General features: G+C 70.9%; 17 protein-coding genes, 4 pseudogenes and 1 riboswitch. Of the genes and pseudogenes, 9 read left to right on the top strand and 12 right to left on the bottom strand.

The window, feature by feature from the left end; all coding sequences use genetic code 11:
- Positions 1 to 173: 173 nt before the first annotated feature.
- The gene (locus IG74_RS0104900) at positions 174 to 932 is read right to left on the bottom strand and encodes an IclR family transcriptional regulator (RefSeq protein ID WP_030670116.1); all 759 of its coding nucleotides are present in this window, start codon (positions 930 to 932) and stop codon (positions 174 to 176) included.
- Positions 933 to 1133: 201 nt separating this feature from the next.
- Between IG74_RS0104900 and IG74_RS0104895 the strand changes: the two genes are divergently transcribed.
- Positions 1134 to 2300 (top strand): pyridoxal-phosphate-dependent aminotransferase family protein, encoded by a 1167-nt coding sequence (locus IG74_RS0104895; protein WP_030670113.1) that lies wholly within the window; start codon positions 1134 to 1136, stop codon positions 2298 to 2300.
- Between the two features lie 118 nt (positions 2301 to 2418).
- The gene (locus IG74_RS0104890; RefSeq protein ID WP_030670110.1) at positions 2419 to 5340 is read left to right on the top strand and encodes an FAD-binding and (Fe-S)-binding domain-containing protein; all 2922 of its coding nucleotides are present in this window, start codon (positions 2419 to 2421) and stop codon (positions 5338 to 5340) included.
- 18 nt (positions 5341 to 5358) lie between these two features.
- Here the strand turns inward: IG74_RS0104890 and IG74_RS0104885 are convergent, their stop codons facing one another.
- The 4 genes from IG74_RS0104885 to IG74_RS0104870 form a co-directional block, all read right to left on the bottom strand.
- On the bottom strand, positions 5359 to 6540 hold the full coding sequence (locus IG74_RS0104885; RefSeq protein ID WP_030670107.1) for a trypsin-like serine protease: 1182 nt from the start codon (positions 6538 to 6540) through the stop codon (positions 5359 to 5361).
- A 141-nt stretch (positions 6541 to 6681) separates the two neighbouring features.
- Positions 6682 to 7560 carry a bifunctional 5,10-methylenetetrahydrofolate dehydrogenase/5,10-methenyltetrahydrofolate cyclohydrolase gene (locus IG74_RS0104880; protein WP_030670104.1) on the bottom strand — a complete coding sequence of 293 codons (879 nt, stop codon included), beginning with the start codon at positions 7558 to 7560 and terminating at the stop codon, positions 6682 to 6684.
- 21 nt (positions 7561 to 7581) lie between these two features.
- Positions 7582 to 7668: riboswitch (ZMP/ZTP riboswitch) on the bottom strand.
- 72 nt (positions 7669 to 7740) lie between these two features.
- Positions 7741 to 8325, bottom strand: a complete 585-nt coding sequence (locus IG74_RS0104875; protein ID WP_078868577.1) for a TetR/AcrR family transcriptional regulator — start codon at positions 8323 to 8325, stop codon at positions 7741 to 7743.
- Positions 8326 to 8494: 169 nt separating this feature from the next.
- On the bottom strand, positions 8495 to 10351 hold the full coding sequence (locus tag IG74_RS0104870) for a trypsin-like serine peptidase (protein WP_234334213.1): 1857 nt from the start codon (positions 10349 to 10351) through the stop codon (positions 8495 to 8497).
- 208 nt (positions 10352 to 10559) lie between these two features.
- Here IG74_RS0104870 and IG74_RS0104865 point away from each other — a divergent pair, with 208 nt between their 5' ends.
- Positions 10560 to 11048, top strand: coding sequence for a hypothetical protein (locus IG74_RS0104865; RefSeq protein ID WP_158857458.1), 489 nt, complete (start codon positions 10560 to 10562; stop codon positions 11046 to 11048).
- A 132-nt stretch (positions 11049 to 11180) separates the two neighbouring features.
- Here IG74_RS0104865 and IG74_RS0104860 read toward each other — a convergent pair whose 3' ends face one another.
- Positions 11181 to 11609: a nuclear transport factor 2 family protein gene (locus tag IG74_RS0104860; protein WP_030670093.1), complete on the bottom strand. Its 429-nt coding sequence runs from the start codon at positions 11607 to 11609 to the stop codon at positions 11181 to 11183.
- Between the two features lie 269 nt (positions 11610 to 11878).
- Here IG74_RS0104860 and IG74_RS0104855 point away from each other — a divergent pair, with 269 nt between their 5' ends.
- The 3 genes from IG74_RS0104855 (at position 11879) to IG74_RS0104845 (ending at position 14593) form a co-directional block, all read left to right on the top strand.
- Positions 11879 to 12775 carry an alpha/beta hydrolase gene (locus tag IG74_RS0104855; RefSeq protein WP_030670090.1) on the top strand — a complete coding sequence of 299 codons (897 nt, stop codon included), beginning with the start codon at positions 11879 to 11881 and terminating at the stop codon, positions 12773 to 12775.
- 42 nt (positions 12776 to 12817) lie between these two features.
- Positions 12818 to 13216, top strand: a complete 399-nt coding sequence (locus IG74_RS0104850; protein WP_030670086.1) for a cupin domain-containing protein — start codon at positions 12818 to 12820, stop codon at positions 13214 to 13216.
- Positions 13217 to 13345: 129 nt separating this feature from the next.
- Positions 13346 to 14593, top strand: a complete 1248-nt coding sequence (locus IG74_RS0104845; protein WP_051854541.1) for an MFS transporter — start codon at positions 13346 to 13348, stop codon at positions 14591 to 14593.
- Between the two features lie 43 nt (positions 14594 to 14636).
- On the opposite strand, the pseudogene IG74_RS0104840 reads toward IG74_RS0104845, so the two are convergent.
- Positions 14637 to 15173, bottom strand: a pseudogene (locus IG74_RS0104840) (AIM24 family protein); the annotation flags it as partial.
- A 230-nt stretch (positions 15174 to 15403) separates the two neighbouring features.
- Between IG74_RS0104840 and IG74_RS0104835 the strand changes: the two are divergent.
- The gene (locus IG74_RS0104835; RefSeq protein WP_051854540.1) at positions 15404 to 16114 is read left to right on the top strand and encodes a DUF2637 domain-containing protein; all 711 of its coding nucleotides are present in this window, start codon (positions 15404 to 15406) and stop codon (positions 16112 to 16114) included.
- Positions 16115 to 16189: 75 nt separating this feature from the next.
- Positions 16190 to 16354 (top strand): annotated as a pseudogene (locus tag IG74_RS49135) (pirin family protein); the annotation flags it as partial.
- An 837-nt stretch (positions 16355 to 17191) separates the two neighbouring features.
- Here IG74_RS49135 and IG74_RS51925 read toward each other — a convergent pair.
- The 3 genes from IG74_RS51925 to IG74_RS0104805 all read right to left on the bottom strand — a co-directional run bounded on the left by IG74_RS51925 (position 17192) and on the right by IG74_RS0104805 (position 20162).
- Complete coding sequence (locus IG74_RS51925; RefSeq protein ID WP_158857456.1) at positions 17192 to 17617, bottom strand: hypothetical protein; 426 nt, start codon at positions 17615 to 17617, stop codon at positions 17192 to 17194.
- 662 nt (positions 17618 to 18279) lie between these two features.
- Positions 18280 to 19449, bottom strand: coding sequence for a sensor histidine kinase (locus tag IG74_RS0104810; RefSeq protein WP_051854539.1), 1170 nt, complete (start codon positions 19447 to 19449; stop codon positions 18280 to 18282).
- The gene (locus tag IG74_RS0104805) at positions 19446 to 20162 is read right to left on the bottom strand and encodes a response regulator transcription factor (RefSeq protein ID WP_324607485.1); all 717 of its coding nucleotides are present in this window, start codon (positions 20160 to 20162) and stop codon (positions 19446 to 19448) included. Before IG74_RS0104805 ends, IG74_RS0104810 begins: the two co-directional genes overlap by 4 nt.
- Positions 20163 to 20425: 263 nt before the next feature.
- On the opposite strand from IG74_RS0104805, the gene IG74_RS51920 reads away from it, so the two are divergent.
- Positions 20426 to 20749 (top strand): hypothetical protein, encoded by a 324-nt coding sequence (locus tag IG74_RS51920; protein WP_030670065.1) that lies wholly within the window; start codon positions 20426 to 20428, stop codon positions 20747 to 20749.
- 62 nt (positions 20750 to 20811) lie between these two features.
- Here the strand turns inward: IG74_RS51920 and IG74_RS53200 are convergent.
- Positions 20812 to 20925 (bottom strand): annotated as a pseudogene (locus tag IG74_RS53200) (IS5/IS1182 family transposase); the annotation flags it as partial.
- A gap of 148 nt (positions 20926 to 21073) precedes the next feature.
- Positions 21074 to 22552 (bottom strand): annotated as a pseudogene (locus tag IG74_RS49125) (non-canonical purine NTP pyrophosphatase); the annotation flags it as partial.
- Between the last annotated feature and the right edge of the window lie 213 nt (positions 22553 to 22765).

The raw sequence follows: 22765 nt of genomic DNA, 5'->3' as shown, positions 1-22765 counted from the left end.
GGGTGTGGTGGAGTGCCGGGCGCACCGGGCTCGAATATCCGCAGCACGGACTCTGAGTTCCGCTATGCGGAACTCGCAGGGCGACGTTGGCGAGTATGTGACGGGTGTCACGGCCCGTCAAGGGGGTGCGGCCACATCGCTTTTCGGGCCTCGGCGCGTCGCTCCTGGGGCGTTCAGGCGGTGCGGGGTGCCTCGTATCCGAGTGCCGTACTGATCTCGCGGGCCGCCGCTCGTACGTGCACGCCCAGCTCTTCGAGGCGCTTCCGGTCGCAGCGGCTGGCGGGCAGGTTGATGCTCATGCTGGCCACGGGTGTGCCGTCCGGGCCGAGGATCGCCGCGGCCACCGCGGCGACGTCGGCGCGCCATTCGCCCTCGTTGAGCGCGTAGCCGCGGGCGTGGACCGCGCGCAGTTCGGCGCGCAGCGCCTCCGGGTCGCCGATGGTCGCCTCGGTGAACCGGGTCAGGCCCTCCGCGACGTACCGCTCGACGGCATCGGGGGTGCGGGCCGCGAGGATGGCCTTGCCGTTGGCGGACGCGTGGCCCGACAGGTGCTGGCCGAGCGGGAGCACGATCCGCACCGGCTGCGTGGTCTCCAGGCGCTCGACCAGGACCACCCGGTCGCCCTCCGGCACCGCGAGGTGCACGGTCTCGTCGACGGCGCGGCGCAGCTCCTCCATCACCGGCACCGCCACGTCCCGCAGGCCCAGTTCGCCCGTGGCCTGCCGGCCGACGAGCAGCGCCTTCGTGGTGAGGGTCCAGCGCGTGGGCGGGGTGCCGGTCTGTCTGATCCAGCCCGCGGTGCGCAGCGTGCCGAGCGCGCGCTGCACGGTGCTCTTCGGCAGCTCCATGGCCCGCGCGAGCTCGGCGACCCCGACGGGCTGGCGCGTCGCCAACTCCTCCAGGACGCGCAGGGTGTTGACGACGTTCTGCATGGGTTCCCCCCGGAGGTCTGGTGTCGGTCCGCTCGGTGAGCGCCGCGTCGGCCCGCTCTCAGGGTGGCGCATCGGCGGCTCCAACGGCTGCGTACGACAACACCGTTGACCGTCGTCGACACCCGCACCTATGCTCCACCGTGCCGCATCACGATACGCTGTGCCGTGTCACGGCACAAGCGTGGAGGGGAGATTCGCGCGATGACCGTCAGGACCGGCCGTCACTTCCTGCAGATTCCCGGACCCACCAACGTTCCCGACCGCGTTCTGCGCGCCATGGCCGCGCCCACCCTCGACCACCGGGGCCCCGAGTTCGCCGAGCTCACCCGCCGCGTGCTCGACGGACTCAAGCCGGTGTTCGACACGACGTCCCCGGTGGTCGTCTACCCCTCGTCGGGCACCGGCGCCTGGGAGGCCGCCCTGGTCAACACGCTCAGCCCGGGCGACCGCGTGCTGTGCTTCGAGACCGGCCACTTCGCCACCCTGTGGCGGGACATGGCCGAATCCCTCGGCCTGGAGGTCGAGTTCGTGCCCGGCGACTGGCGCCACGGCGCCTCACCCGAGGCCGCCGCCGACCTCCTCACCGCCGACGTCGCCCACCGCGTCAAGGCCGTCTGCGTGGTGCACAACGAGACCTCGACCGGCGTCGTCAGCCGCGTGCCGGAGATCCGCGCTGCCCTGGACGCCGCGGGGCACCCCGCGCTGCTCCTGGTCGACACCGTCTCCTCGCTCGCCTCGATCGAGTACCACCACGAGGCGTGGGGCGTCGACGTGACGGTGACCGGCTCGCAGAAGGGGCTCATGCTGCCGCCGGGCCTCGGCTTCAACGCGGTCAGCCCCAAGGCGATCGAGGCGTCCCACACCGCCCGCCTTCCCAGGTCGTTCTGGGACTGGGCGCCGATCCTGGACGCGAACGCCGCCGGGTTCTTCCCGTACACGCCCGCCACCAACCTCCTCTACGGCCTGGCGGAAGCCCTGGCCATGCTCGCGGAGGAAGGCGTCGAGCAGGTCTGGGCCCGGCACGCCCGGCACGCCGCCGCCACCCGGGCGGCCGTGCGCGGCTGGGGACTCGACGTGCTGTGCGCCGACGCCAGGGAGCACTCCGGCTCGCTCACCGCCGTGCTCCTGCCGGACGGCCAGGACGCGGACGCCGTACGGAAGATCGTCCTGGAGCGCTTCGACATGTCGCTGGGCACCGGACTCGGGCGGCTCGCGGGCAAGGTCTTCCGCATCGGCCACCTCGGCCACTTCAACGACCTCACCCTCGCCGGGACCCTCGCCGGGGTGCAGATGGGCCTGGAGCTCGCCGGGATCGCGGTCGGGCCCGACGGCCTCGCCGCCGCGCTCGACCACCTCCGCACCACCTGAGGCGCCGCCGCGCCCCGGGGGCGCGGGTCCGCCACGCCCGCGGACCCGCGCCGCCCCCGGGCCTCCGTACCCCCAAGTCCCGTACGCCCATCGCCCCTTCGCCCCCGGAGCGTGTCGTATGACATCCAGCAGCGAGAGCACGGAGGCCGAGCGTGACGAGCTCGGCGGCGAGCTCGCCCGGCGGTTGCGCGCCGACCTCGACGGCGAGGTCCGCTTCGACTCCGTGAGCCGCCATCTGTTCGCCCGCGACGCCAGCATGTACGCCATCACACCGCTCGGCGTCGTCTTCCCCCGCCACGCCGACGACGTCCGGGCCGCCGTCGCCGCCGCCGTCGAGCACGGCGTGTCCGTCGTCCCGCGCGGCGCGGGGACGAGCCTCGCCGGGCAGACCACGGGCCCCGGCATCGTCCTCGACCTCTCCCGCCACATGCGCCGCATCGTCGCCCTCGAACCGGACGGCCGCACCGCCCTCGTCGAACCCGGCGTCGTCCAGGACCAGTTGAACCGCGCCGCCGCACCGCACGGCCTGATGTTCGGCCCCGACACCTCCACCAGCAACCGCGCCACCGTCGGCGGCATGATCGGCAACAACTCGGCGGGCAGCGGCTCCCTGCGCTACGGCATGACCATCGACCACGTGCGCGCCCTGGACGTGGTGCTCTCCGACGCGACGACCGCGCACCTGGCACCCCTCACCGCCCAGGAACACGCGGGCCGCGCCGGGCTCGACACCCTGGACGGCCGCATCCACCGCGAACTGCCCGAACTCGTCGCCGCCCACGCCGCCGCCATCGCCGACGGCTTCCCGCAGCACTGGCGGCGCGCGGGCGGCTACCGGCTCGACCGCCTCGCCCGCGAGGATGCCCCCTTCGACCTGGCGAAGTTCGTCGTCGGCTCCGAAGGCACCCTGGCCGTCACCACCAGGGCACTGGTGGACCTCGTACCGAAACCGGTGCACACGGTCTTCGCCGTCGGCCACTTCACCTCGGTCGCCGGGGCCATCGAGGCCACCCAGGACGCGCTCGCCTGCGATCCGGCGGCCGTGGAGCTGATGGACCGGACGATCCTCGACCTGTCCCGGCAGAAGATCGAGTACGCCTCCCTCTCCACGGTCCTCGAAGGCGACCCGGACGCACTCCTCTTCGTCTCCTTCACCGGTGACGACGAGCGCGAACTCCTGGGCAGCCTGGACCGGTTGACGTCCCTGTGGAAGCGGCACGGTCACGGATACCACACCCTCAGGGCCGTCACCGCCGCCGACCAGGCCGCCCTGATGAAGGTGCGCAAGTCGAGCCTCGGACTGCTCATGGCCGCGAGCGAGGGCACCAAGCGGCCCCTGGCCTTCATCGAGGACACCGCCGTCGACCCCGTCCACCTGCCCGCCTACACCGCACGCCTGAAGAAGGTCCTCGACCGCCACGGCCTCACCGCGGGCTTCTACGGCCACTGCTCGGTGGGCTGTCTGCACATCCGGCCGTTCCTCGACGTCACCGACCCCGAGCAGCGCAGGACGATGCGCGAGGTCGCCGAGGAGATCAAGGACCTGGTCACCGAGTACGGCGGCGTCAACTCCAGCGAGCACGGCGACGGCCTGGCCCGCAGCGAGTTCAACCGCGAGCTGTTCGGCGACGCGCTGTACGAGGCGATGCGCCAGGTCAAGGGCCTCTTCGACCCCGACAACCGGCTCAACCCCGGCAAGATCGTGGACGCCCCCGCCATGACCGAACACCTGCGCGACGCGGCGCTGCCGCCCGCGCCGGGCCTGCGCACCCGGCTCGACTTCGACGTGGCGGGCGGGATGCGCGCGGCCGCCGACCGCTGCATGAACATCGGTCTGTGCCGCAAGTCCGGCACCGGCGCCATGTGCCCCTCCTACATGGCCACGCGCAACGAGGAGGACTCCACCCGGGGCCGCGCGGGCGCCCTCGTCCAGGCCCTGTCCGCGCCCGACCCGCACGCCGCGCTCGGCGACGAGCGGCTGCACGAGGTCCTCGACCTGTGCCTGATGTGCAAGGCGTGCAAGAGCGAGTGCCCCCTCGGCGTGGACATGGCCTCACTGAAGGCGGAGGCCCTCGCGCACCACCACGACGAGCACGGGATCCCGCTGCGCTCCCGGATCTTCGGGGCGATCCGGACGCTCAACCGCCTCGGCTCGGCCACCGCCCCGCTGTCCAACCTGCCCGGCCGCCTGCCGCTCCTGCGCCGCCTCCTGGAGCGCACCCTCGGCATCACCCGCCACCGCCCGCTGCCGCGCTACGCCCGCCGCAACCTGGTCCGCTGGTTCGGCCGTCACACCCCCGCCGCGACGGCCACCCAGGGCACCGTCGTGCTGCTCGCCGACTCCTTCACCACGTACACCGAGCCGGAGATCGGCCGGGCCGCCGTGGAACTCCTCGAACACGCAGGGTGGCACGTGCACTTGGAGAGCGGCGGCTGCTGCGGCCGGGCCAGCCTGTCCAAGGGCCTCCTGGACGACGCGAGCGACAAGGCCTTCCAGCTCGTCCACCGCCTCACCGAGACCACCCCGGCCGACGCCCCCATCACCGGCTGCGAACCGTCCTGCCTGATGACCCTGCGCGACGAGCACCGCGCACTGCTGCCCCTCGACTCCGCCCGCGAGGCGGTCACGGCACGGGTGAAGCAGATCGAGGAGCTGCTCGGCGACGCCGTCGACGACGGCCGCCTCGCGCTGCGCCCCGACTCCTGGCTGAACGGGCGCACCCTCCTCTACCACGGGCACTGCCACCAGAAGGCGGAGGTCGGCACGGCGGCGACCGTGGCCCTGCTGCGCCGCATCCCCGGAGTGGAGGTCACCGAACTGGACGCGGGCTGCTGCGGCATGGCCGGCTCCTTCGGCTTCGAGTCCGAGCACTACGACCTCTCGATGACCGTCGGAGCCGACCGTCTCTTCCCCGCCGTGCGGGCCGCCTCCGCCGACACCGTCGTGGTCGCCACGGGCGCCTCGTGCCGTCAGCAGATCTTCCACGGCACGGAGCGCACCGCGTGGCACCCGGTGCAGCTGCTGCGCGAGGCGCTGTGAACGCCCCGCGCCACGGGCCTACTTGTCGATCCACACCCCGAAGTCGCGCGAGGCCGTCTCGAAGTCCTGGAAGGCCATCTTCGACCCCAGCGAGCGGGTCGACGTGCCCTTGGCGATCGCGCCCCCGTTGGCGGCACCCGAGTAGACGGGACCGCCGCTGTCACCGCCGCGCAGGGGCGTCCGGCCGTCCATCTGCTCGGCCTCCACCAGGTCCTCGGAGTCGTTGTAGAAGTACAGCACCTTCAGATTGCAGACGGGGCCGCCGGTCTCCGCGGCGCTGGTGGCGCCGGACTGGCACAGGTACTCGCCGGTGTACACCTGGCCCCAGCCCTCGACCCGTACGCCCCGCTCGTCGTCGGGGCCGCCCGTGTACATGAAGTTGTCCACGTCGGACGTCGGGATCAGCATGATGTCGTGCGGGTCGTTGGCCGGGCCCGGAGTGCCGATGTACTGGTCGGCGCCGTTGGTGTACCGGTCACCGGCCTTGCCGCAGTGCTCGGCGGTGAGGATGAACTGCGCGCCGGTGTTGTTGCGGACGCCGAAGCCCGATGTGCAGTTCCCGACGCCGTTCTTCTTGAGGAGCGCGCCGCCCGACCACGGGTAGGAGTCGTTGTTGCGGCTGCGCTCCTTCATCTTCCCCTCGCGGACGGTGCGCACCGGCACGCCCAGGTCCTCCTCGAGGGCGGCGGCCGCGCGCGGTGCGGCGGCGGCCGCCCTGCGGCCCGGGTCGGCGGCGATGACGAGCCCGCTGCCGTCCGTCGGGATCTTCACGGTGTGGCCGAGCGAGGGGTTGGCCCGCAGCCGCTCCTGGAGCCGCGCCGACGCGGACTTCAGCTCCTTGAGCGAGTGCGGGGCCGCCACGATCCGCACGCGCGCCTTGCCGCGTGCCTCGGCGACGGCCTCGCGCATTTTCGCGGGCAGCGCGCCCTTCCAGTACAGGGCGACGCGGTCCCGCTCCAGGGCGATGCCGGTGAACCCCTCGTACCGGCCGCGGTCCCGAGCCGCGCTGATGACGTCGGCCGCCGCGACGAGCGGCCGCTGCTCGGCCATCTTGCGCGCGGCGTCCTTGCCCACGACCTCCGCCACGGCGACCGTCTTCCGGTCGGCCTCGTCGGCGTTCGCGCCCTGCCCGGCCGTGCCGAGTAACGCCATGCTGAACACTGCCGCGCCCGTGGCGAGGAGAGCCTTCTTGCGACGCATCGAACCCCCTGGTGACCCTGCGGCGACGGGCTGTCACCGCAACGTCTGGGAAATTAGGGGCAGTTGGTCAACAGCGGGTCAACACCCGTTGAAAGCACCAGATGGAGGGACGGGCACGGGGCGGGGGCACGGGCACGGGCGTCACCGTGCCGGGCGCGCCTCCAGCTGCCGCTCCGCCGCGGCCACCGTCTGCTCCAGGAGCACCGCGATCGTCATCGGGCCGACGCCGCCGGGCACCGGCGTGATGAGGCGGGCCCGGCCGCGGGCGCCGTCGAAGTCGACGTCGCCGACGTTGCCCGGGTTGTACCCGGCGTCGATGACGACCGCGCCCGGCTTGATGTCCTCGCCGCGGATCAGCTCGGGCCTGCCCACGGCCGCCACGACGACGTCCGCCTCGCGCAGGTGCGCGGAGAGGTCGGCGGTGCGCGAGTGGCAGTAGGTGACGGTCGCGTCCCGGGCGAGCAGGAGCATCCCCACCGGCTTGCCGAGTATCGCGCTGCGGCCCACCACGACGGCCCGCTTCCCGGCGAGGTCGACGTCGTACGCGTCGAGCAGCCGCATGATCCCGCCCGGGGTGCAGGACACGAAGCCGGGCCGCCCGAAGCTCATCGCGGCGAAGGAGCTCAGCGTGACGCCGTCGACATCCTTGTGCGGCGCGATCGCCTCGAACGCGGCGCGCTCGTCGATGTGCTCCCCGACCGGGTGCTGCAGCAGGATGCCGTGCACGGTCGGGTCATCGGAGAGGGCGCCGAGGGTGGCGACGAGCTCCTCGGTCGTGGTCTCGGCGGGCAGGGCGACGTGGCGCGAGACGATGCCCGCCTTGGCGCAGCGGTTCCGCTTCATGCGGACGTAGGTGACCGACGCGGGGTCCTCGCCCACGAGCACGGTCGCGAGACAGGGCGCGGCGCCCGTGCGCCGGGTGAGCTCCGCTGCGCGGGCCGCGGTCTCCTCGCCCACGCGGCGGGCGAGCGCGGTGCCGTCCATGAGCTGGGCAGGGACCGTCGAAGTGGTCGGGGACATGGCCGCCTCCAGGCGTGCTTGACCAGTCGCCCAGGCGCACGGCATCGACATCTGCGTCAGGCCGCTCCCCGGTGGTGCTCCACCTCAGCGCCAGTCACGGCCCGCGGCCCACTGTAGTCGAGGGCGTGTCGGACCTTGACAGCGCGGTGGGCCGAGACCGCGCGCGGCCCGGTGGAGCGGCTACCGCGCGTCCGCGGAGCCTGCCCCGCCGCGGTCGCCCGCGGGGTCCGGCAGGAGCTCTTGCAGCAGTTCCTCGAACTCGTCGGCCGTCGGGGGCTTGTCCGCGAGCAGGCCCTGGAGCAGCAGCCCGTCGTAGGCCTGGGCGAAGAGCTTCACGCGCAGCGGCTCGTGCGTGAACTGGCGGGCGAACGAGGCGAGCGCCTCCTGCCAGCGCCGGGTCGCCGCCCGCTGCTCCGGCCGGCGCACCGCGAGCAGACACAGCTCGAACTCCGCGAGCAGATGCCCCGGCGGGCTGAGGATCTCCGCCATGAGCTCGGCGAGCGCCCGCCGCGTGGCGCCGCCGGGCGCCGCCACGAGGGCCTCGATGCGCGCGGAGTCCTCCTCCATGCACTGGGTGAGCGTCGCCGTGAGGAGCGCGTCGATGCTGCTGAAGTAGTACGTCGTGGCGGTCGTGGGCAGCTCCGCCTCGCGGGCCACCGTGCGGTGGGTGACCCCCGCGGCGCCGTCGCGCGCGATGACGCGCACGGTGGCCTCGATGAGTGCCCGGCGCCGCCGCTCGCCCTTGGCGCGGCGGCCGTCGGTCACGGGCTCCGTGACGGGTCCGGTGGTCGGCTCCGTGGTCGGCTCGTTCAGGGTGGTTCTCCCGCGTTCGTGCGCGCGTACCTCGCCTGCCGCGTCCGCGCGCCGTTGCCGCCGACGTTACCCGGTCGGCGCACGACGGGCGCCGCCACCGGTCCCGGTGGCGGCACGCGCGTCAGGTCGTCCTGGGCGGTACCAGGTTCCGCTCGGTGCCGAGCCGGGTCGTGGTGTCGGCGTAGAGGCTGACCTCGCCGTCGCTCCAGCGGACGACGAGGTCGTCGGGGCGGCCGCCCGCGGTGTACCCGCCCGCCGTCGCGACCTTGGCGTGCTTCCACAGCGCGCTCGCCCCGCGCAGCTGGGTCTTGCGGCCCAGACCGCCCGTGCCCACGTCCTGGTGCAGGGTGAGCTTGCCGTCGGACCAGCGCACGAGGACGTCCCAGCGGTCGCGGCCGGTGAAGTCGCCGCCGACGAGGAGCGCGGCGCGCTTCCAGGTGGCGTTGGGCTTCTGGAGCCTGGTCTCCTTCTTGAAGCCGTCGCCGGCCTCGCGGTAGAGGGTGAGCTCGCCGTCGCTCCAGCGGACGACCAGGTCGTCGGCGCGCTTGTTGCCGCTGAAGCGGCCCCCGGTGATCCGGGTGGCGTGCTTCCAGGTGGACTTGGCCTTGGCGAGCCGGATCTCCCGGCCGAAGCCCGCCGCGGACACGTCGGGGTACAGCGTGACCTCGCCGTCGGACCAGCGCACGATCAGGTCGGAGCGGCTGCCGCCGGTGAAGTCGCCGCCGGTGATCGCCGCCGCGTGCTTCCAGGTGCCGTTGGGCGCCAGCAGGCGGCGCTGGGCGCTGAAGCCGCCCTTGCCGTCGCCGGTGTGCAGGGTGACCTCGCCGCCGGCCCACACGGCGAGCAGGTCGGCCGTTCCGTCACCGGTGTAGTCGCCGGAAGCCAGCTGCTTGGCGTGCTGCCAGGTCTCGCCGGTGCCGAGCGCGTAGGGCAGCGGCGGGCGCTCGACCTTGGCGGCGTCGGCGACGGCGTCGTCGTAGAGCTTGAAGACCTCGTCGTCGTAGAACGGCGCGTACGAGACGGAGCTGCTCGACCCGCCGCCGCCCGCGCCGCCGAGGTTCCCGACGACCTGGCCGCTCTGGGTCCGCTCGTCGAAGTTCATCAGCCACGGGCTGCCGGAGGTGCCGCCGTGGAAGCCCGCGCACTTCATGCGCAGCTGCTTGTAGCCGGGCAGGCGGTCCGTCGTCGCGCGGCACTTGACCGCCCGGTCCTTGGGGTCGTACTTCGCCTTCGGATAGCCGATGACGGTGACCGGGACGCGGTAACCCGGCGTCCGCGTCAGGGTGTTGGCGCCGGTGCGCCGCTCGATGTGACGGCCGTTCCGGTCGGGCTTGAGGGTCGCGAAGCCGAAGTCGAGGTTGGAGCCGGGGCCGGTGTCGGTGTGCCGGGGGTCCTTGAAGAACCGGTCGACGGCCCAGATGCCGTACGGCTGCTGGGCCGCGGGCTTGCCCGTGCGGTACTGGGGCACGAAGGCGTGCTTCTTGCCGGGGCCGCAGTGCCCGGCGGTGAGGATCAGATTGCCCTTGGGGCTGTGCACGACGCTCGCCGTGCAGCTGTGCGCGGTCATGCCGCTGTCGACGTAGTACAGGACGCCGACGGTCTTGGCGCCCTTGTAGTACGCGGCGGAGGGCGCGGCGGCCGCGGCGCGCGTCCGCGGAGCCTTGACGGCGCTCGCCGTGGCCTTCGCGGTGGTGCCCGGCCGCGCGCTGCCGGGCGCGGGGTCCTTGGCGGCCGGTGCCGGGGTCGCCGACTCCATGCGCCCTGTGGTCCAGAAGTCCGCGGCGTCCTCAGCCGTCCAGTCGGCACCGCTCTTGGGGGGAGCGGACGCGCTGACGCCACCCGGCGTCCCGTCCGATTCCGGCCGGGGGCCTCCCGGCCCGGCTATGGATTCCTGCGCCGACGCGGTGGTCGCGAGGGCGGCGAGGACGACGCCGCCCGTTCCCACGGCGACGGACCGGGACCAACGGGAAATGCGCACAGCTCCCCTTCTGTTGCGTGGTGGTGGGAGAACTCGGTGTTCGCCCGCGATCGCGTGCCGAACGGCGAGCGGCGGCAGTCCGTGCACTGCTCGCAAATCCCCCCGGTAAGATCGCTCATTACGGATCCCGTCACCAGAATCGACCCTGGTAATCCGAACCCGAGGACTGCATCTTATGTCACGTGTACGCGCCACTTTTGTGGGGGCTTTGCTGCTCGCGGCCGCATCAGTGGCCGTTCCGAGCGCGTCCGCGGACCCAGGCGGCAGCGGCGAGTTGACGGTTGCTCCGGGTGCCGCGCGACCTGGGGAGCGCGTCGCGCTGTCCTTGGTGAATCCGGAACTCGACGAGGGCGCGACCCTGCGTTCCGAGGTGTTCGGGAAGCCGGTGGAGCTGAAGTCCACGGGCAAGGTTTCGTTCGCGGCGCACGCCCGGATCCGCTGTGATGCCAAGCCCGGTACGTATGCCGTGCATTTCGCCGAGCCGGTGCATCCGGGGGAGAGCACGCGGGCGGGCGAAGTGACCGTCGAAAAGGGCGGACCAATTGACGGTCCGCAGTGCGCCGCCAAAGCCGACGACGACGGCGACGGCGGCAGTGGTGGCGGGAATGGCGCCACGACCGTCGCCGTCGCCGGGGGAGCGGTCGCCGTGGCGGCCGTGGGCGCCCTTCTCGTCGTGCGGCGCAGGCGCCGGTCCTAGAGGCCCGTCCGGCACCGTCCGGTACGACGGGGCCTGCCCGGCACGACGAGGCGCGTCCGCTACGACGAGGCGCGTCCGCTACGACAGGGCGCGTCCGGCGCAGCGAGGTACGTCCGCGCGGCGGTCGCGGTGTTACAGGTTGTCCCCCCAGCCGCCCTGGATCATGGTCTGGAACGCCCAGGTCCCGTCCCGCCTGAGCAGGATGTCGGCGTACCGGAGCTGCTGGGTGCGGCCGTCCGCCGTCATCGTCGAGTCGGTGAAGACCACGGCCATCGAGGCGGAGAGGAACACCGGAGTCCGGACGGACTCGAAGGTGATGTCCTGGCTGCCGTCGCCCATCACCTGGGTCATGGTGGCGACGAACTGCTGCCGGTCCCACTGCGCCGACCGGCCGGTCCCCGCGGAGTCGTCGCTCACCAGGTTGAGCGGGAACACCGCCATGTCGGCCATGCGCTCCACATCACGCTTGCCGCTCGCCTCGTCGTACGCGGCGAACCAGGCGTCCAGGCTCGCGCGGTCCTCGGCGGTCGGGGTGTATCCGGTGTCGGGCAGATGAATCATTCGGGCTCCCTTGCTGATGAGGCTCTCGCGCATCCACGTAGTCAAACTTGACCACGCGGAGAAGGGTATACCGTGAAGGCGCACTAATCAAACTTGATTAATGAATCTCGTGGGTGTCAAGTCCGGCTCGGCGCGCGCTGTGGGGTGCCCCAGGGGCCGGTCGAGCGGGGGTGCGGACCGGGGTTGGCGCCGATCGGCGCGTGAAACGGGGAAGTTGCCCGACGGATGGCGGCTGCTCATGGCCGGTCGCGGCCGTGAGGATGGCCGACATGGACTCCGAACTCGAAGCATTCATCCCGCTGATCCCCCGGGCCGACTTCACCGACCCCGTCGTCGCCCGCAAGAACCTCGCCGAGCTGGCCGCCGCCGTACCGGCGCCGGACACCTCGGGCATGGAGATCGAGGACCGCACGGTGCCCGGCGACCCCGGAGTGCCCGTGCGGATCTACCGCCCGCACGGCGCGCGGGGCGCCGTCGTCTGGATGCACGGCGGCGGCTGGGTCATGGGCGACGTGGACACCGAGCACCCGTGGGCCTCCCGCATCGCGGAGAGCTCCGGCGAGACCGTCGTCTCGGTGGGCTACCGCCTGGCGCCCGAACACCCGCACCCGGCCGCCCTCGACGACACGTACGCGGTGCTGAACTGGGTGGTCGAGCACGCGGCCGACCTCGGCGTCGACCCGGAGCGGATCGCGGTCGGAGGCCACAGCGCCGGTGCCGGGCTCGCGGCCGCCGTGGCGCTGCGGGCGCGCGACCGGCAGGGCCCGGCGATCCGCTTCCAGCTGCTCAACCAGCCGGGGCTCGACGACCGCCAAGCGACGTGGTCGGCACGGCAGTTCACGGACACGCCCTGGATGACGCGCGGCAAGGTCACCGAGGCGTGGCGGCACTACCTGGGCGGTGCCGAGGCCACGCCGTACGCCGCGCCCTCGCGCGCCGACGACGTGACCGGGCTTCCACCCGCCTACATCGCCACCGCCGAGTTCTGCCCGAACCGCGACGAGGGCATCGAGTACGCGCTGCGCCTGCTCCGGGCGGGCGTACCGGTCGAACTGCACCAGTGGGCCGGTACGTTCCACGGCTCGCAGGCGCTCCTCAGTGCCGATGTGTCCCAGCGGCAGAACGCCGAACTCGGCGCGGCCCTGCGCCGCGGCCTGGCCGGCTGAAGCACGTCCCATGAAGCAGCCCCGCAGAAAAGGAACTCCGGCATGACCGTCACCCCGATCGACCTCTTCGCCTCCTTCATCCGCCTCGACCAGGGCGGCCAAGTGCGCGCCGAGCGCCCGGTGTTCGACTCCGCCTGGGACGGCTGGCAGGTGATGACCTTCCACGTCGAGACCGACGCCGACGTGCACGGCGATCACTGGGAGATGCACCCCGACGCCGAAGAGGTCGTGGCCTGTCTGGCGGGCGGGATACGCCTGTACTTCCGCCCGGAGGAGTCCGGGGATCCCGGGCAGGGTGAGGCGGAGGTGAAGGTGGCGGCCGGGGCCGCCGTCATCGTGCCGCGCGGACGCTGGCACCGCATCGCCCTGGACGGCCCCAGCGACATCATGTCCGTCACCATGCCCCGCGGCAGCCGCCTGGAGCCGCGTGCCGAGGCGTAGCCGCCGCGCCCGGGGCGGGGCGTGATAGAAAGTGGAACGATAGTCCCGGTTGTTGCTCGTGGGGGTGTGCGCACCGGGTGCCGCGCATGCCCCGACGGGCCGAGGGCCGATTCCACGACAGGACAGGCAATGGCACACGCATACCGCGAGATCTTCTCCGCTCCGGGGGCGAAGGCGTTCAGTTCCGCAGGGCTCGTCGCCCGCCTCCCACTGCCCCTCACCCACATGGGCATCCTCACGATGCTGTCCGAAACGACGGGTGAGTACGCGCTGGCAGGCCTGGTCGCGGGCGCCTTCACCTTCTCCATGGCCTTCCTCGGGCCGCAGGTGTCCAAGGCGGTGGACCGGCGCGGCCAGAGCCGGGTGCTCCCCGTCGCCACCGGCGTCAGCGTGCTCGGGCTCGCGGGCCTGCTGCTGTGCGCCGCCTCCGGGGCGCCCCGGTGGACGCTGTTCCTCTGCGCGCTGCTCGCCGGCCTGATGCCGAGCATGAGCGCGATGGTCAGGGCCCGCTGGACCGAGATCTACCGGGGCAGGCCGCAGCTGACCACCGCGTACTCCATGGAGTCCGTCGTCGACGAGCTGACGTACGTGATCGGTCCGGCGCTCGCGGTGGTGCTCTCCACGGCGCTGTTCCCGCAGGCCGCGCCGATGGTGGCGGGGCTGCTCCTGCTGGTCGGGGTAGCGCTGTTCGTCCCGCAGAAGAGCACCGAACCGCCGGTCAAGCCGCGCACCGCCGAGGGCGGCGCGTCGGCCGTCTCCTCGCCGCCGGTGCTCGTCCTCGCGCTCATCCTGCTGTGCGGGGGCGCGATCCCCGGCATGGTCGACACGATGGGCCTCGCGTTCGCCGAGGACGCGGGCAACAAGTCGCTCGCCGGGCTCGTGTTCGCCGTGTACGCGATCGGATCCGGCATCTCCGGGCTGCTCTTCGGCGCCCGCCGCGTCGACGTGCCGCTGCCGCGCCTGCTCCTGATCGGCGTGACCGGCACGGCCCTGACGACCCTTCCCTTCCTCCTGGTGGACGGCGTCGGCGGGATGGTCGTGGTGGTGTTCGCCGCCGGGGTCTTCTTCGCGCCGACCATGGTCGTGATCATGGGCATGGTGGAGCGCACGACCCCGGAGCACAAGCTCACGGAGGCCATGACCTGGATGATCGCGGGCCTTCAGAGCGGCGTGGCACTCGGCGCGGCCGTCACCGGCGTCGTCTACGACCACCTCGGCGCCACGGCGGGCGTCTCGGTGGCGGTGGTCGCGGGTGCCCTTGCCCTGCTCCTCACGCTGTGCGGCCTGCCGATGCTGCGCACGCGGCTCGCTCGCGCGAAGAGCGGGACCGCGGTGGCGGGCACGGCCGACCGGGGCGAGCCCGCGGTCTGCCGCTGAACGAGGTGCGGCCGGTCGCCCCCGAGGTGGCCGGCCGCCCGGCTCAGTGCTGCTGCGGCTTGGACGGGGTGGCCTCGCTGGGACGCACGATCACGTAGCCGTCGCCCTGGAGCATCAGCTGCACGGCTTCGCCGGAGCCGCCGCGCAGCATCGAGCCGATGGACTGCGAACGGTGCAGCGACGTCTCCAGGTTGGCGGTCCAGCCGACCACCGCGTCGGTGTCCACGTACACCGGCTCCTTCGGCGAGACCGGGATGACCAGCGGCTCGCCCTCGCACATGAGCCCGAGCCTGCCGTGGCCGGAGAAGACGGTGTTGAACAGGCCGCCGCCGGAGATGCCCGAGCCCTTCACGGTCTTGATCTCGTACGACAGGCTCGCGTCGAAGCACAGGACGTTGCGGCCGTTGATGGTGAGCACGTCCCCCGGTTCGAGGTCGACGAGGAAGCAGTTGTGCGCCTCGTGGGCGAACCACGCCTCGCCCTGGCCGCGCACCGTCATCAGCGGAACGCCCTCGCCCGTGACGGCGCGCTTGAACGTGCCGCCCACGCCCTGGCCCTTGCGCTCGAACTGGAGGTTCCCACTCACCCGGCTTCTGCCGAGGCTCTGACCTGCCGCGTCGAGGGCTCTGGAGTACCTGCCGGTGAAGGAGAACTTCCCGCCTCTACCTGGGACTTCTCGGGAGCTCCCGTGGGGGTGTGCACGCGATGTGCACGCGTCCTGCTCTCGATCCTGTGGTACAGATGCAAGCGAGGTGGCTGTTCGGCCGCCGAGCGGTACAACTGGGGGCTCGAGACCAGTAGACGGCTGCGATGAATGAGACCCCTGAAGCTGGCGTGGAGACCGCCTGCAAGCAGAGCTTGTCCATCGACACCTGGATCCGGCCGGCGTGTGCTCTTGTCGTGGCGGGGGTGGCCGCATACGCCTCGTACGTGCATCAGAGGGTCTTCGCTCTACGGGGAGGAGCGGACGCGGTCAGTGCCTCCTTGTGGCCTCTGTCGGTTGACGGCCTGCTGCTTCTGTCCACGGTAGGCCTGCTGCGGTCCCCTGCGACCGTCACGCGCCGTGCGCGCAGCGCGGTGTGGTCGTCCTTCCTGCTGGGGATCGCGGTCTCGCTGGCCGCGAACATCGCGGCCGCCCCGGCTCTGGAGTGGCAGCCGGTGCTCGTCGCCGGATGGCCTCCGGTCGCGCTGCTGCTGGCGGTGGAGCTGCTGGTCCACCGTCCCAGTGTCCCGACAGACGGTACGGCGGCGTCCGTGAAGGAGAAGAGCGCCCCCGCAGACGGCGAGCGGACGGACGAGGACGAGGATCCGCTGCTGGTAAGGGCGCAAGTGCTGGATGCCCGACACCGGGAGGCACATCAGCGACCCGTGTCCGCCGAGACCCTGCGCAAGGAACTACGCGTCGGCGCGGCCCGTTCCAGGCGGTTGGCCGCTCTGGTGCGGTGGCGTCAGAGCGACGGAAAGAACGCTGACGTACCTCGTGATGCGGCAAGGGGAGAAGGAAGGAAGTCCGCGGAGTGAGGGGTGTCGCACAGTTTCGATAGTGCCGCCGTCACGTCATGACGCCAGGCATGAGGCTGTTGGCCAGCTATGTGGTTGTGGTGGAACTTCATCGGCCGTACGCAGTCCGATATCGAACAGGCCCGGGCGGACTGGATGACGGGGTCGCGGTTCGGCGAGGTGAAGGGCTACGACGGGGCACCGCTGCCTGCGCCGGAGCTGCCGCCGGTGGCGTTGAAGCCTCGGGGGAGGGTGCGCTGACCTGCGGAAACGCGGGCGGACGGCGGCTCGGGGCGGCAGGCGGGCGCGATCGGCGATGTGGCCGTCGGGTATCGAGGGCGCCAGCCTCCGGCCGTCCGCTCGTCACCCTGGCGGTGTTGAGCTTGGTTCCAGTCTGTGGGTGGGTGCGATCGGCTTTGGTCGGACTCTTGCTGACCTGATGCTGACTTTGCTGATGGTGCGTCAGCTCTTGTTTTGGTCTCGTTCCGGCTGGTCGCAGGCGCGCGGGGTGTGCGGGGGTGGGGTCCGGGCCATGACTCGTGCTGACTCGATGGCGCGAGGAGACCGTGCTGCGACTGATCGCGGGGCACTTCGAACACGTCGCTCCCGACAGCGGCACAGGTCCCGCGCGGCTCTGGCAGGAATTGGCGCGACACTGCGAAGGCAAGCGGCGTGCCAGGGAGTCGTGTGACCTCTCTGGCACGAGTCAGTAGTGCAGGAGTCCGAGCATGACTCCAAGGGCTGCCGCACATCCAGCGTGAGCGGCTACGAATAGGCCCCACTCGCCCATGGGCATACGCCAATGGCTCCGGATCGTCAGCCGCCATTCATGCACCATCATCCCCACAGCTATGGCGAAGACGGGCGCCCAGAGGAGGGCCCACCAGGACCAGACGCTGTTGAAGCGGAAGACGATGGAAACCAGGCCGAAGAGGAACGCGGCAGGCAGCCAGCCGGGAGCTCCTCCCGCGACCTTGCCAACGACCGCGGGCCCACTGCCGCTACTCACAGTTGTGACCTTTCAGATTGCTATGCCGGGGGGGCAGAGAGGGAGTGCCCCGAACCAAGAAGGTCCGGCGCACTCTCTTAGACACTCAATCAGTGGAAGAACTGCCAGATGCCGTACAGGTCACTGCCGACACCGGCAACGGCCAGCGGACCCCGGACCCAGGGAGACAGGCCGTTGTACCACTTCTTGAAGTCGTCATACTTGCCCGCCACCGCCTTGGCGAAGCCAGGGACCTTCTTGAGGAGCTTGACGAGACCGTCGAACTTGCCGAGGGTGACAGCGTCATCCCCATTCGCCATGGCCTGCAGCTCAGCGCGGTCGGCAGCGCTGTACTGGATGTCGGATGCCAGGAGGGCACGAGCCGCTGCCTGGATCCCCGACAGCTCTTGCGGCGCGGCAGCTGCAGCGCGCGGAGCAGGAGCTTCAGCATGGGCCTGTGCCACACCACCGCCCACGCCGAGAGCGAGGGCAGTGACTGCGGTGACGCCCGCGATGCGTATCGACTTGCGATTCACGTATTGTTTCCTTGTGTAAATGTACCAGGGGGCGCTGGAGGATCCCGGCGTATATCCGTGAGGCCCTCGGCCCCTGCCGCTCCGGCATCCCCCGGTACGAACTGACTGTGCATACCCGCCGTTTGACCTGGCGTAGCTATGGGGCGGGTGGGTTGAAAGTCCCTCCGGTTCAAGGACCTCCTTCAACCCTTGCGGCGCGCTCGGCTTGCGAACCGCGCGCTTGACTCATCGATCTTCTTTAGTTCCGGGGTCTCCGGCACCCTCCCTCTGGCGGGGGCTTTCCCCTCCAGGGAGAGGGTGTTCCGGAAGCACCGGTCCCGGTTGACGGCCGTCAGTGAGCGGGTGGCGACGAGATCAACATGGCGCTGCGCAACCTGCTCCAGCGATGGAAGGTTCAGGTGCGGGCGGGCTGGTGGGGGAGGAGGGCCGTCTGATCAGGGACTGGGCGAACAAGCTTCAGGACGCCTGGCGGCAGCTGCGCGCGTGGGGTGAGGCGCACGGGGATGAGTGACAGCGGCAGGCGGCGCGGGCCGTGCTGTTGGACAGGCCCACCGTGGTGAAGGGCTCGGCGATGGTGATGCTGGTGGAAGGCGCACCTTCTACGCCGCGGGCGCCGAGCCGGTCGTCTGGGGCGGCACCTCCCCACCGTGGTCGACACGGTGCTACGGCAGTGTCTGAGCCTGACCGGTCGGTGACTTCTGGGTCGGGAAGCTTGCGTGCAGAAGGAAACCCCCGTCACCGTCCGGGCCGGCGCGCAGGGTGCCGTTCAGGAGCTGCGCGCGTTCGCGCAGGCCGATCAGGCCGTACCCGCCGGAGGCCAGGCCCGGTGGGGGCACGGACGGATCGGGCGGCCCGCTGCGGACCACGACGTGGAGGTGGTGGTCCGTCTCGTGGAGGCGGATCTCGACGCGGGCGCCGGGGGCGTGCTTGCGGACATTGGTCAGCCCCTCCTGCACCGTACGGTAGGCGGCCCGCTGCACCGCCTCATGCCAGGGACCCTCAAGCGGAACGCACAGGTGGTCGTCGGTGTCCAGCTGACTGTCGGCGATGAGCGCGGGCAGGTCCCGCAGGAGCGGCTGCGGGCCGAGGGCGTCCACGGTGGCGCCCGAGGCACGCAGGACCCCCACCATCTGCCGCAGCTCATCCAGCGCCTTCGCGGACAACAGACGCACCGACCCTGCCAGCTCACGGGCCTGCGGATCGGCGGTGGTGACTTGCAGCGCCCCGACCTGCACGTTGATGAGGCTCACCTGGTGCGCGACCACATCGTGCATCTCCCGCGCCAGCCGAGCACGCTCCGCCGACAGTGCCTGATCGACGAGGAAGGCCTGCTCACGCTCCCGTGCCCGGGTCAGGTACGCGAGACGCGCGGCGATGTCGGCACGGGAGCGCACCAGGACGCCCGTCGCCACCGGCACGCCGACCATCATTCCCATGCCCACGAAGCTCGTGCAGCGCTGTTCCCAGCTGGGAGTGGAGACGCCTTCGCCCCAGTACTGCGAGAACAGAAAGTACGGCTGGGCTGAGAGGAAGACCAGCACGCTTGCGGTACCGAGGCGCCGGCCCCCTTCGTAGTGCAGTGCCACGGCATGCAGGGCGATCAGTGAGCCCAGGGAGAGGCCTTGCAGGCACCCCAGCGGGAGCGTTACCAGCAAAACGGTGTACGGGGCCCGATGGCGGAAGAACAGGGCACCGAGCAGAACGTACGCAAGAGGTTCGGCATACGGCAGGGTGCGGACGACCCCAAGGAGCCAGACGTGGGCATAGGCAGCGGTGACGGAAAGCAGAAGCAGCAGCCAGGAGCGGATGGAGGCGGCCTCATACGGCCTCATCCGGAGTCCCGCGGCTGGCCTTGCGCGGGTGCGGGCGTCGGGGGGACGAGGCCGGCGCGCTCGGCCAGGACGGCGGCCTGGACCCGGCTGGTGCATCCGAGCTTGGCGAGCAGCGCGCTGATGTGGTCCTTGGCCGTGTACGGAGAGATGAACATGCGGCGGGCGATCTGCTGGTTGGTCAGCCCCTGCCCCACCAGACTCAACACGTCACGCTCACGCGCCGTAAGCGCCCGCACGGCGTCGACAGCGCCCATACGGTCGGAACGATGGGCGAGGTAACCGTCGATCAGCCGCGCGGTGACCGCGGGAGCAAGTGGGCGCCCCCCGCGGGCCAGCTCCCGTACCTGATCTGCGAGCAGCTCAGGTGCGGTGTCCTTGAGGAGATATCCCGCTGCCCCGTCCCTGAGGGCGCAGTGGATGTACCGGTCCGGGCCGAAAGCGGTCAGCATCACCACGGCTGGCGGACCTTCAAGAGCCCTGAGCTGCCGCAGCACAGTCAGCCCGTCCACATCTGGCATCTGGATGTCCAGCAGCACCACGTCGGGCCGGTGCGCGGTGGCGGTAGCGGCGGCGTCCCCGCCGCCGCAAGACGCGACCACCGTCATGTCCCCTGCCGCGTTGAGGATCTGTTCCAGTCCCCAGCGCATCAGCGGCTCGTCGTCGACGATGACCAGCCGGAGCATCCCGGTCCCAACCTGCTCTGTCGTGCTCAAGCCGTGGCTTCCTCTGGTCAGCGCGCCGGTATGCGAGCAGCACTCTAATCGAAACGTTGCCCACTGCCGCAACGTCCGAGTCCCTCGCAGACCCGCACGCCGTAAGGGGCCGATTCGTCCATCCGGACCCCCGCCGAATGGCGGGGCATGCCAGGACTTCGGCGGATCGTCTGAGGCCTGCACTTGCTCGATGATCAGGCCCATCAGGGCGAGGCCAGCACGCAGGTCGGTCGCCCCGTCATTGGCATGACGAGAAGGACAAAGTGAAGGCAAAGATCATTTCAGTGGTGCTGGCGGCTTCCGCGGTGCTCACCGCCACCCCGGCAGCCAGTGCGGCACTCGAAATCAACACGAAGACGGCGGCGGTCAGCGCAGTCCACGACATGAGAGCCGCGGTGAGGGCTGCCAGCAAGGCGCTCGAGCAGACGGCCTTGGGAAGGGCTGCGAAAGGCTGCCTTCTCAAGCCCGGGTTGGGCAGTGCGTTGGCACTGAGCATCGGGCCCCATGGCATGAAGACGGCCCGCGACATTATCGACAACACGGTGCTCGCCGGTGCGGCGGCCTGCCGCTCCCAGATCGGCCGTTGAACCAGTTCAGGAGGTCCCGACACAGCACCGAGGAAGTCGCGCGGCTGAGCGGCCGCGTGGTCGGCGGCCAGATCATGAGTCTGTCCCGGAAGAGCAGGGGAGAACCAGAGCGGTCTCCCGTCCGGTGCAGCCCGGATCTGCACACGCATCCCATGACGGCGGTGCCTCATCGAGTAGTACGAGGTGCTCTGCCTCCGCCGCTCCGCTGGGGGCGGTCGCGGGCGGGAGCACCACCGGCGAGGCGTAGCTCCGCCGCAGTGGGGTGTGGGGCCACCAGGATGCGAACCGGCGGAAGACTGATCGCTTGCCCCACCTCGCGGTCAACGCGTCCTGCTCCTCAGCGGTGAGTGCCGACAGTGGGCTGTGGAATCCTTCCGGGATCAGGATGGGCCACAGGTCGGACCACCCGTCATGTGTGCTCGGCTCGGCGATGGAGCCGGCGATGGTGCATGGTGTCCCGCGGTCGGTGAAGGCGGTGAGGATGCCGTGTTCATCGAGGTGGACGAGGCAGCTCTCGAAGTGGGCGGCGCGATCGTGTACTTCGTCCATCAGGCGCAGGAGACCCTCCAGGCCCCCCGCCTGGAGGGTGTACTTCACGTACGGTCCGGGGAACCCGCCGAGGGCGGGAACGCGTAGCCCGCTGTTTTCCACGATGAGCGGAGCATGCCTGTGTAGGGCGGCTTGGCGGGCCTTGTCCTCCGCGACCGCGGTGACCGTATCGGCCTGGATCTCGGCTGACTCCTGCGGGGCCATGGAGAGATCGATTCCGGTGCCGCGCAGGGCTTGCCGCGCTGCGGAGAACTTGGCCGTGTTTCCCGTGACGAAGTTGATCCGCTGCTTCATCTGGATTGCTCCCGTCCTCGCCGTACGTCCTGACCCGTGGGGCGAGTTCCGCGGCGGGCCACTAGGGAGACACCAGTCATGGTGACAGCGAGGGCTGCCAACAGGATCCAGGTGATCGTCTCGTCCAGGAAGACGGCCCCGAGAACCACTCCGGAAGCGGTGGTCACATGGCTGGCCGCGCTCGCGTTGAGAGCGCCACGGGACGAGGCCAGGTGGAAGAACACCAGGGAGGCCCCGGCGTTGAATGCCACCGCGACTCCGGCGACGGCGAAGCCTGTCGCCGAGATGCTCGTCGCCTGCTCCGCCGGGGCGACCGCGTACCGGAGGATGGCGAAGAGCGACAGCGCGCCTGCCGCGAAGATGTTGCTGCCCCGGGGCCTTCGCGGTGACATCCAGCCCGGCCGGGTTGACCTTGTACGCGAAGGTGTTGGAGATCGCATAGCTCAGCGGTGCGATCAGCCCCACGAACAGCCACGGCGTACCGGAGGAGGACTGATTCCCCGCGCCACCGCCGGACAGGGCGAGCGTGGTGACGCCGCACAGGCTCAGCAGGATGCCGGTGGCGCGCTGGAGGCCGACGGGCTCAAGGTGCAGCGACATCGCGATGAGCGCGGTGAAGACGAACGTCAGGGACTGCAGGACCGATGCGCGTGAGGCGCCGATGCGATCCAGTGCGATGTACGTGAAGAGGTACGCGATCACCACCATCGTGGTGCCCGTGACACACCAATAGATCACGTACGAGCGCGTGACGGTGAACGGAGTACGGGCGACAGCCGCGACGGCTGTGCTCACGCAGGCGATTCCGATGACTTCCACGGTGGCGAACAGCAGCGGCGGAAAGCCGTGGTTCATGCTGATCTTCGCGCAGAGGATACCGGCGGCCCACGGAAGCCCCAGGCCGGAGATGAGACTTGTGGTCCGTAGTGAGGGGCCGTTCAGACGGCCGGGAAAACGCATCGGGATCCTTCTTGTGCGGTCACGTGCTCTGCGCGCCTCACGCGGGGTAATAGCTCGCCGAGTACGCCAGGGATTCTTCGATTTCGACACAGACGCGGAAGGTGTCCCTGCCTGCCATGACCACCATTCCCTCCTGCTCCATGGAATCGACCGTCCGCAGCAAAGGGGACCAGCAGTTCTGGACGTTGACGAGTGACCGACCTTGATCTCCTG

Origin of the sequence: Streptomyces sp. NRRL B-1347 (assembly GCF_000720325.1) — a bacterium.
Classification (GTDB): Bacteria; Actinomycetota; Actinomycetes; order Streptomycetales; family Streptomycetaceae; genus Streptomyces.
Note: the sequence above shows the minus strand (reverse complement) of the source record. Positions and strands in the feature narration are given on the sequence as shown.

Coding starts and splice junctions, on each gene's coding strand:
- IG74_RS0104900 (WP_030670116.1), bottom strand. CDS start 932: ATGCAGAACGTCGTCAACACCCTGCGCGTCCTGGAGGAGTTGGCGACG.
- IG74_RS0104895 (WP_030670113.1), top strand. CDS start 1,134: ATGACCGTCAGGACCGGCCGTCACTTCCTGCAGATTCCCGGACCCACC.
- IG74_RS0104890 (WP_030670110.1), top strand. CDS start 2,419: ATGACATCCAGCAGCGAGAGCACGGAGGCCGAGCGTGACGAGCTCGGC.
- IG74_RS0104885 (WP_030670107.1), bottom strand. CDS start 6,540: ATGCGTCGCAAGAAGGCTCTCCTCGCCACGGGCGCGGCAGTGTTCAGC.
- IG74_RS0104880 (WP_030670104.1), bottom strand. CDS start 7,560: ATGTCCCCGACCACTTCGACGGTCCCTGCCCAGCTCATGGACGGCACC.
- IG74_RS0104860 (WP_030670093.1), bottom strand. CDS start 11,609: ATGATTCATCTGCCCGACACCGGATACACCCCGACCGCCGAGGACCGC.
- IG74_RS0104855 (WP_030670090.1), top strand. CDS start 11,879: ATGGACTCCGAACTCGAAGCATTCATCCCGCTGATCCCCCGGGCCGAC.
- IG74_RS0104850 (WP_030670086.1), top strand. CDS start 12,818: ATGACCGTCACCCCGATCGACCTCTTCGCCTCCTTCATCCGCCTCGAC.
- IG74_RS0104845 (WP_051854541.1), top strand. CDS start 13,346: ATGGCACACGCATACCGCGAGATCTTCTCCGCTCCGGGGGCGAAGGCG.
- IG74_RS0104835 (WP_051854540.1), top strand. CDS start 15,404: ATGAATGAGACCCCTGAAGCTGGCGTGGAGACCGCCTGCAAGCAGAGC.
- IG74_RS0104810 (WP_051854539.1), bottom strand. CDS start 19,449: ATGAGGCCGTATGAGGCCGCCTCCATCCGCTCCTGGCTGCTGCTTCTG.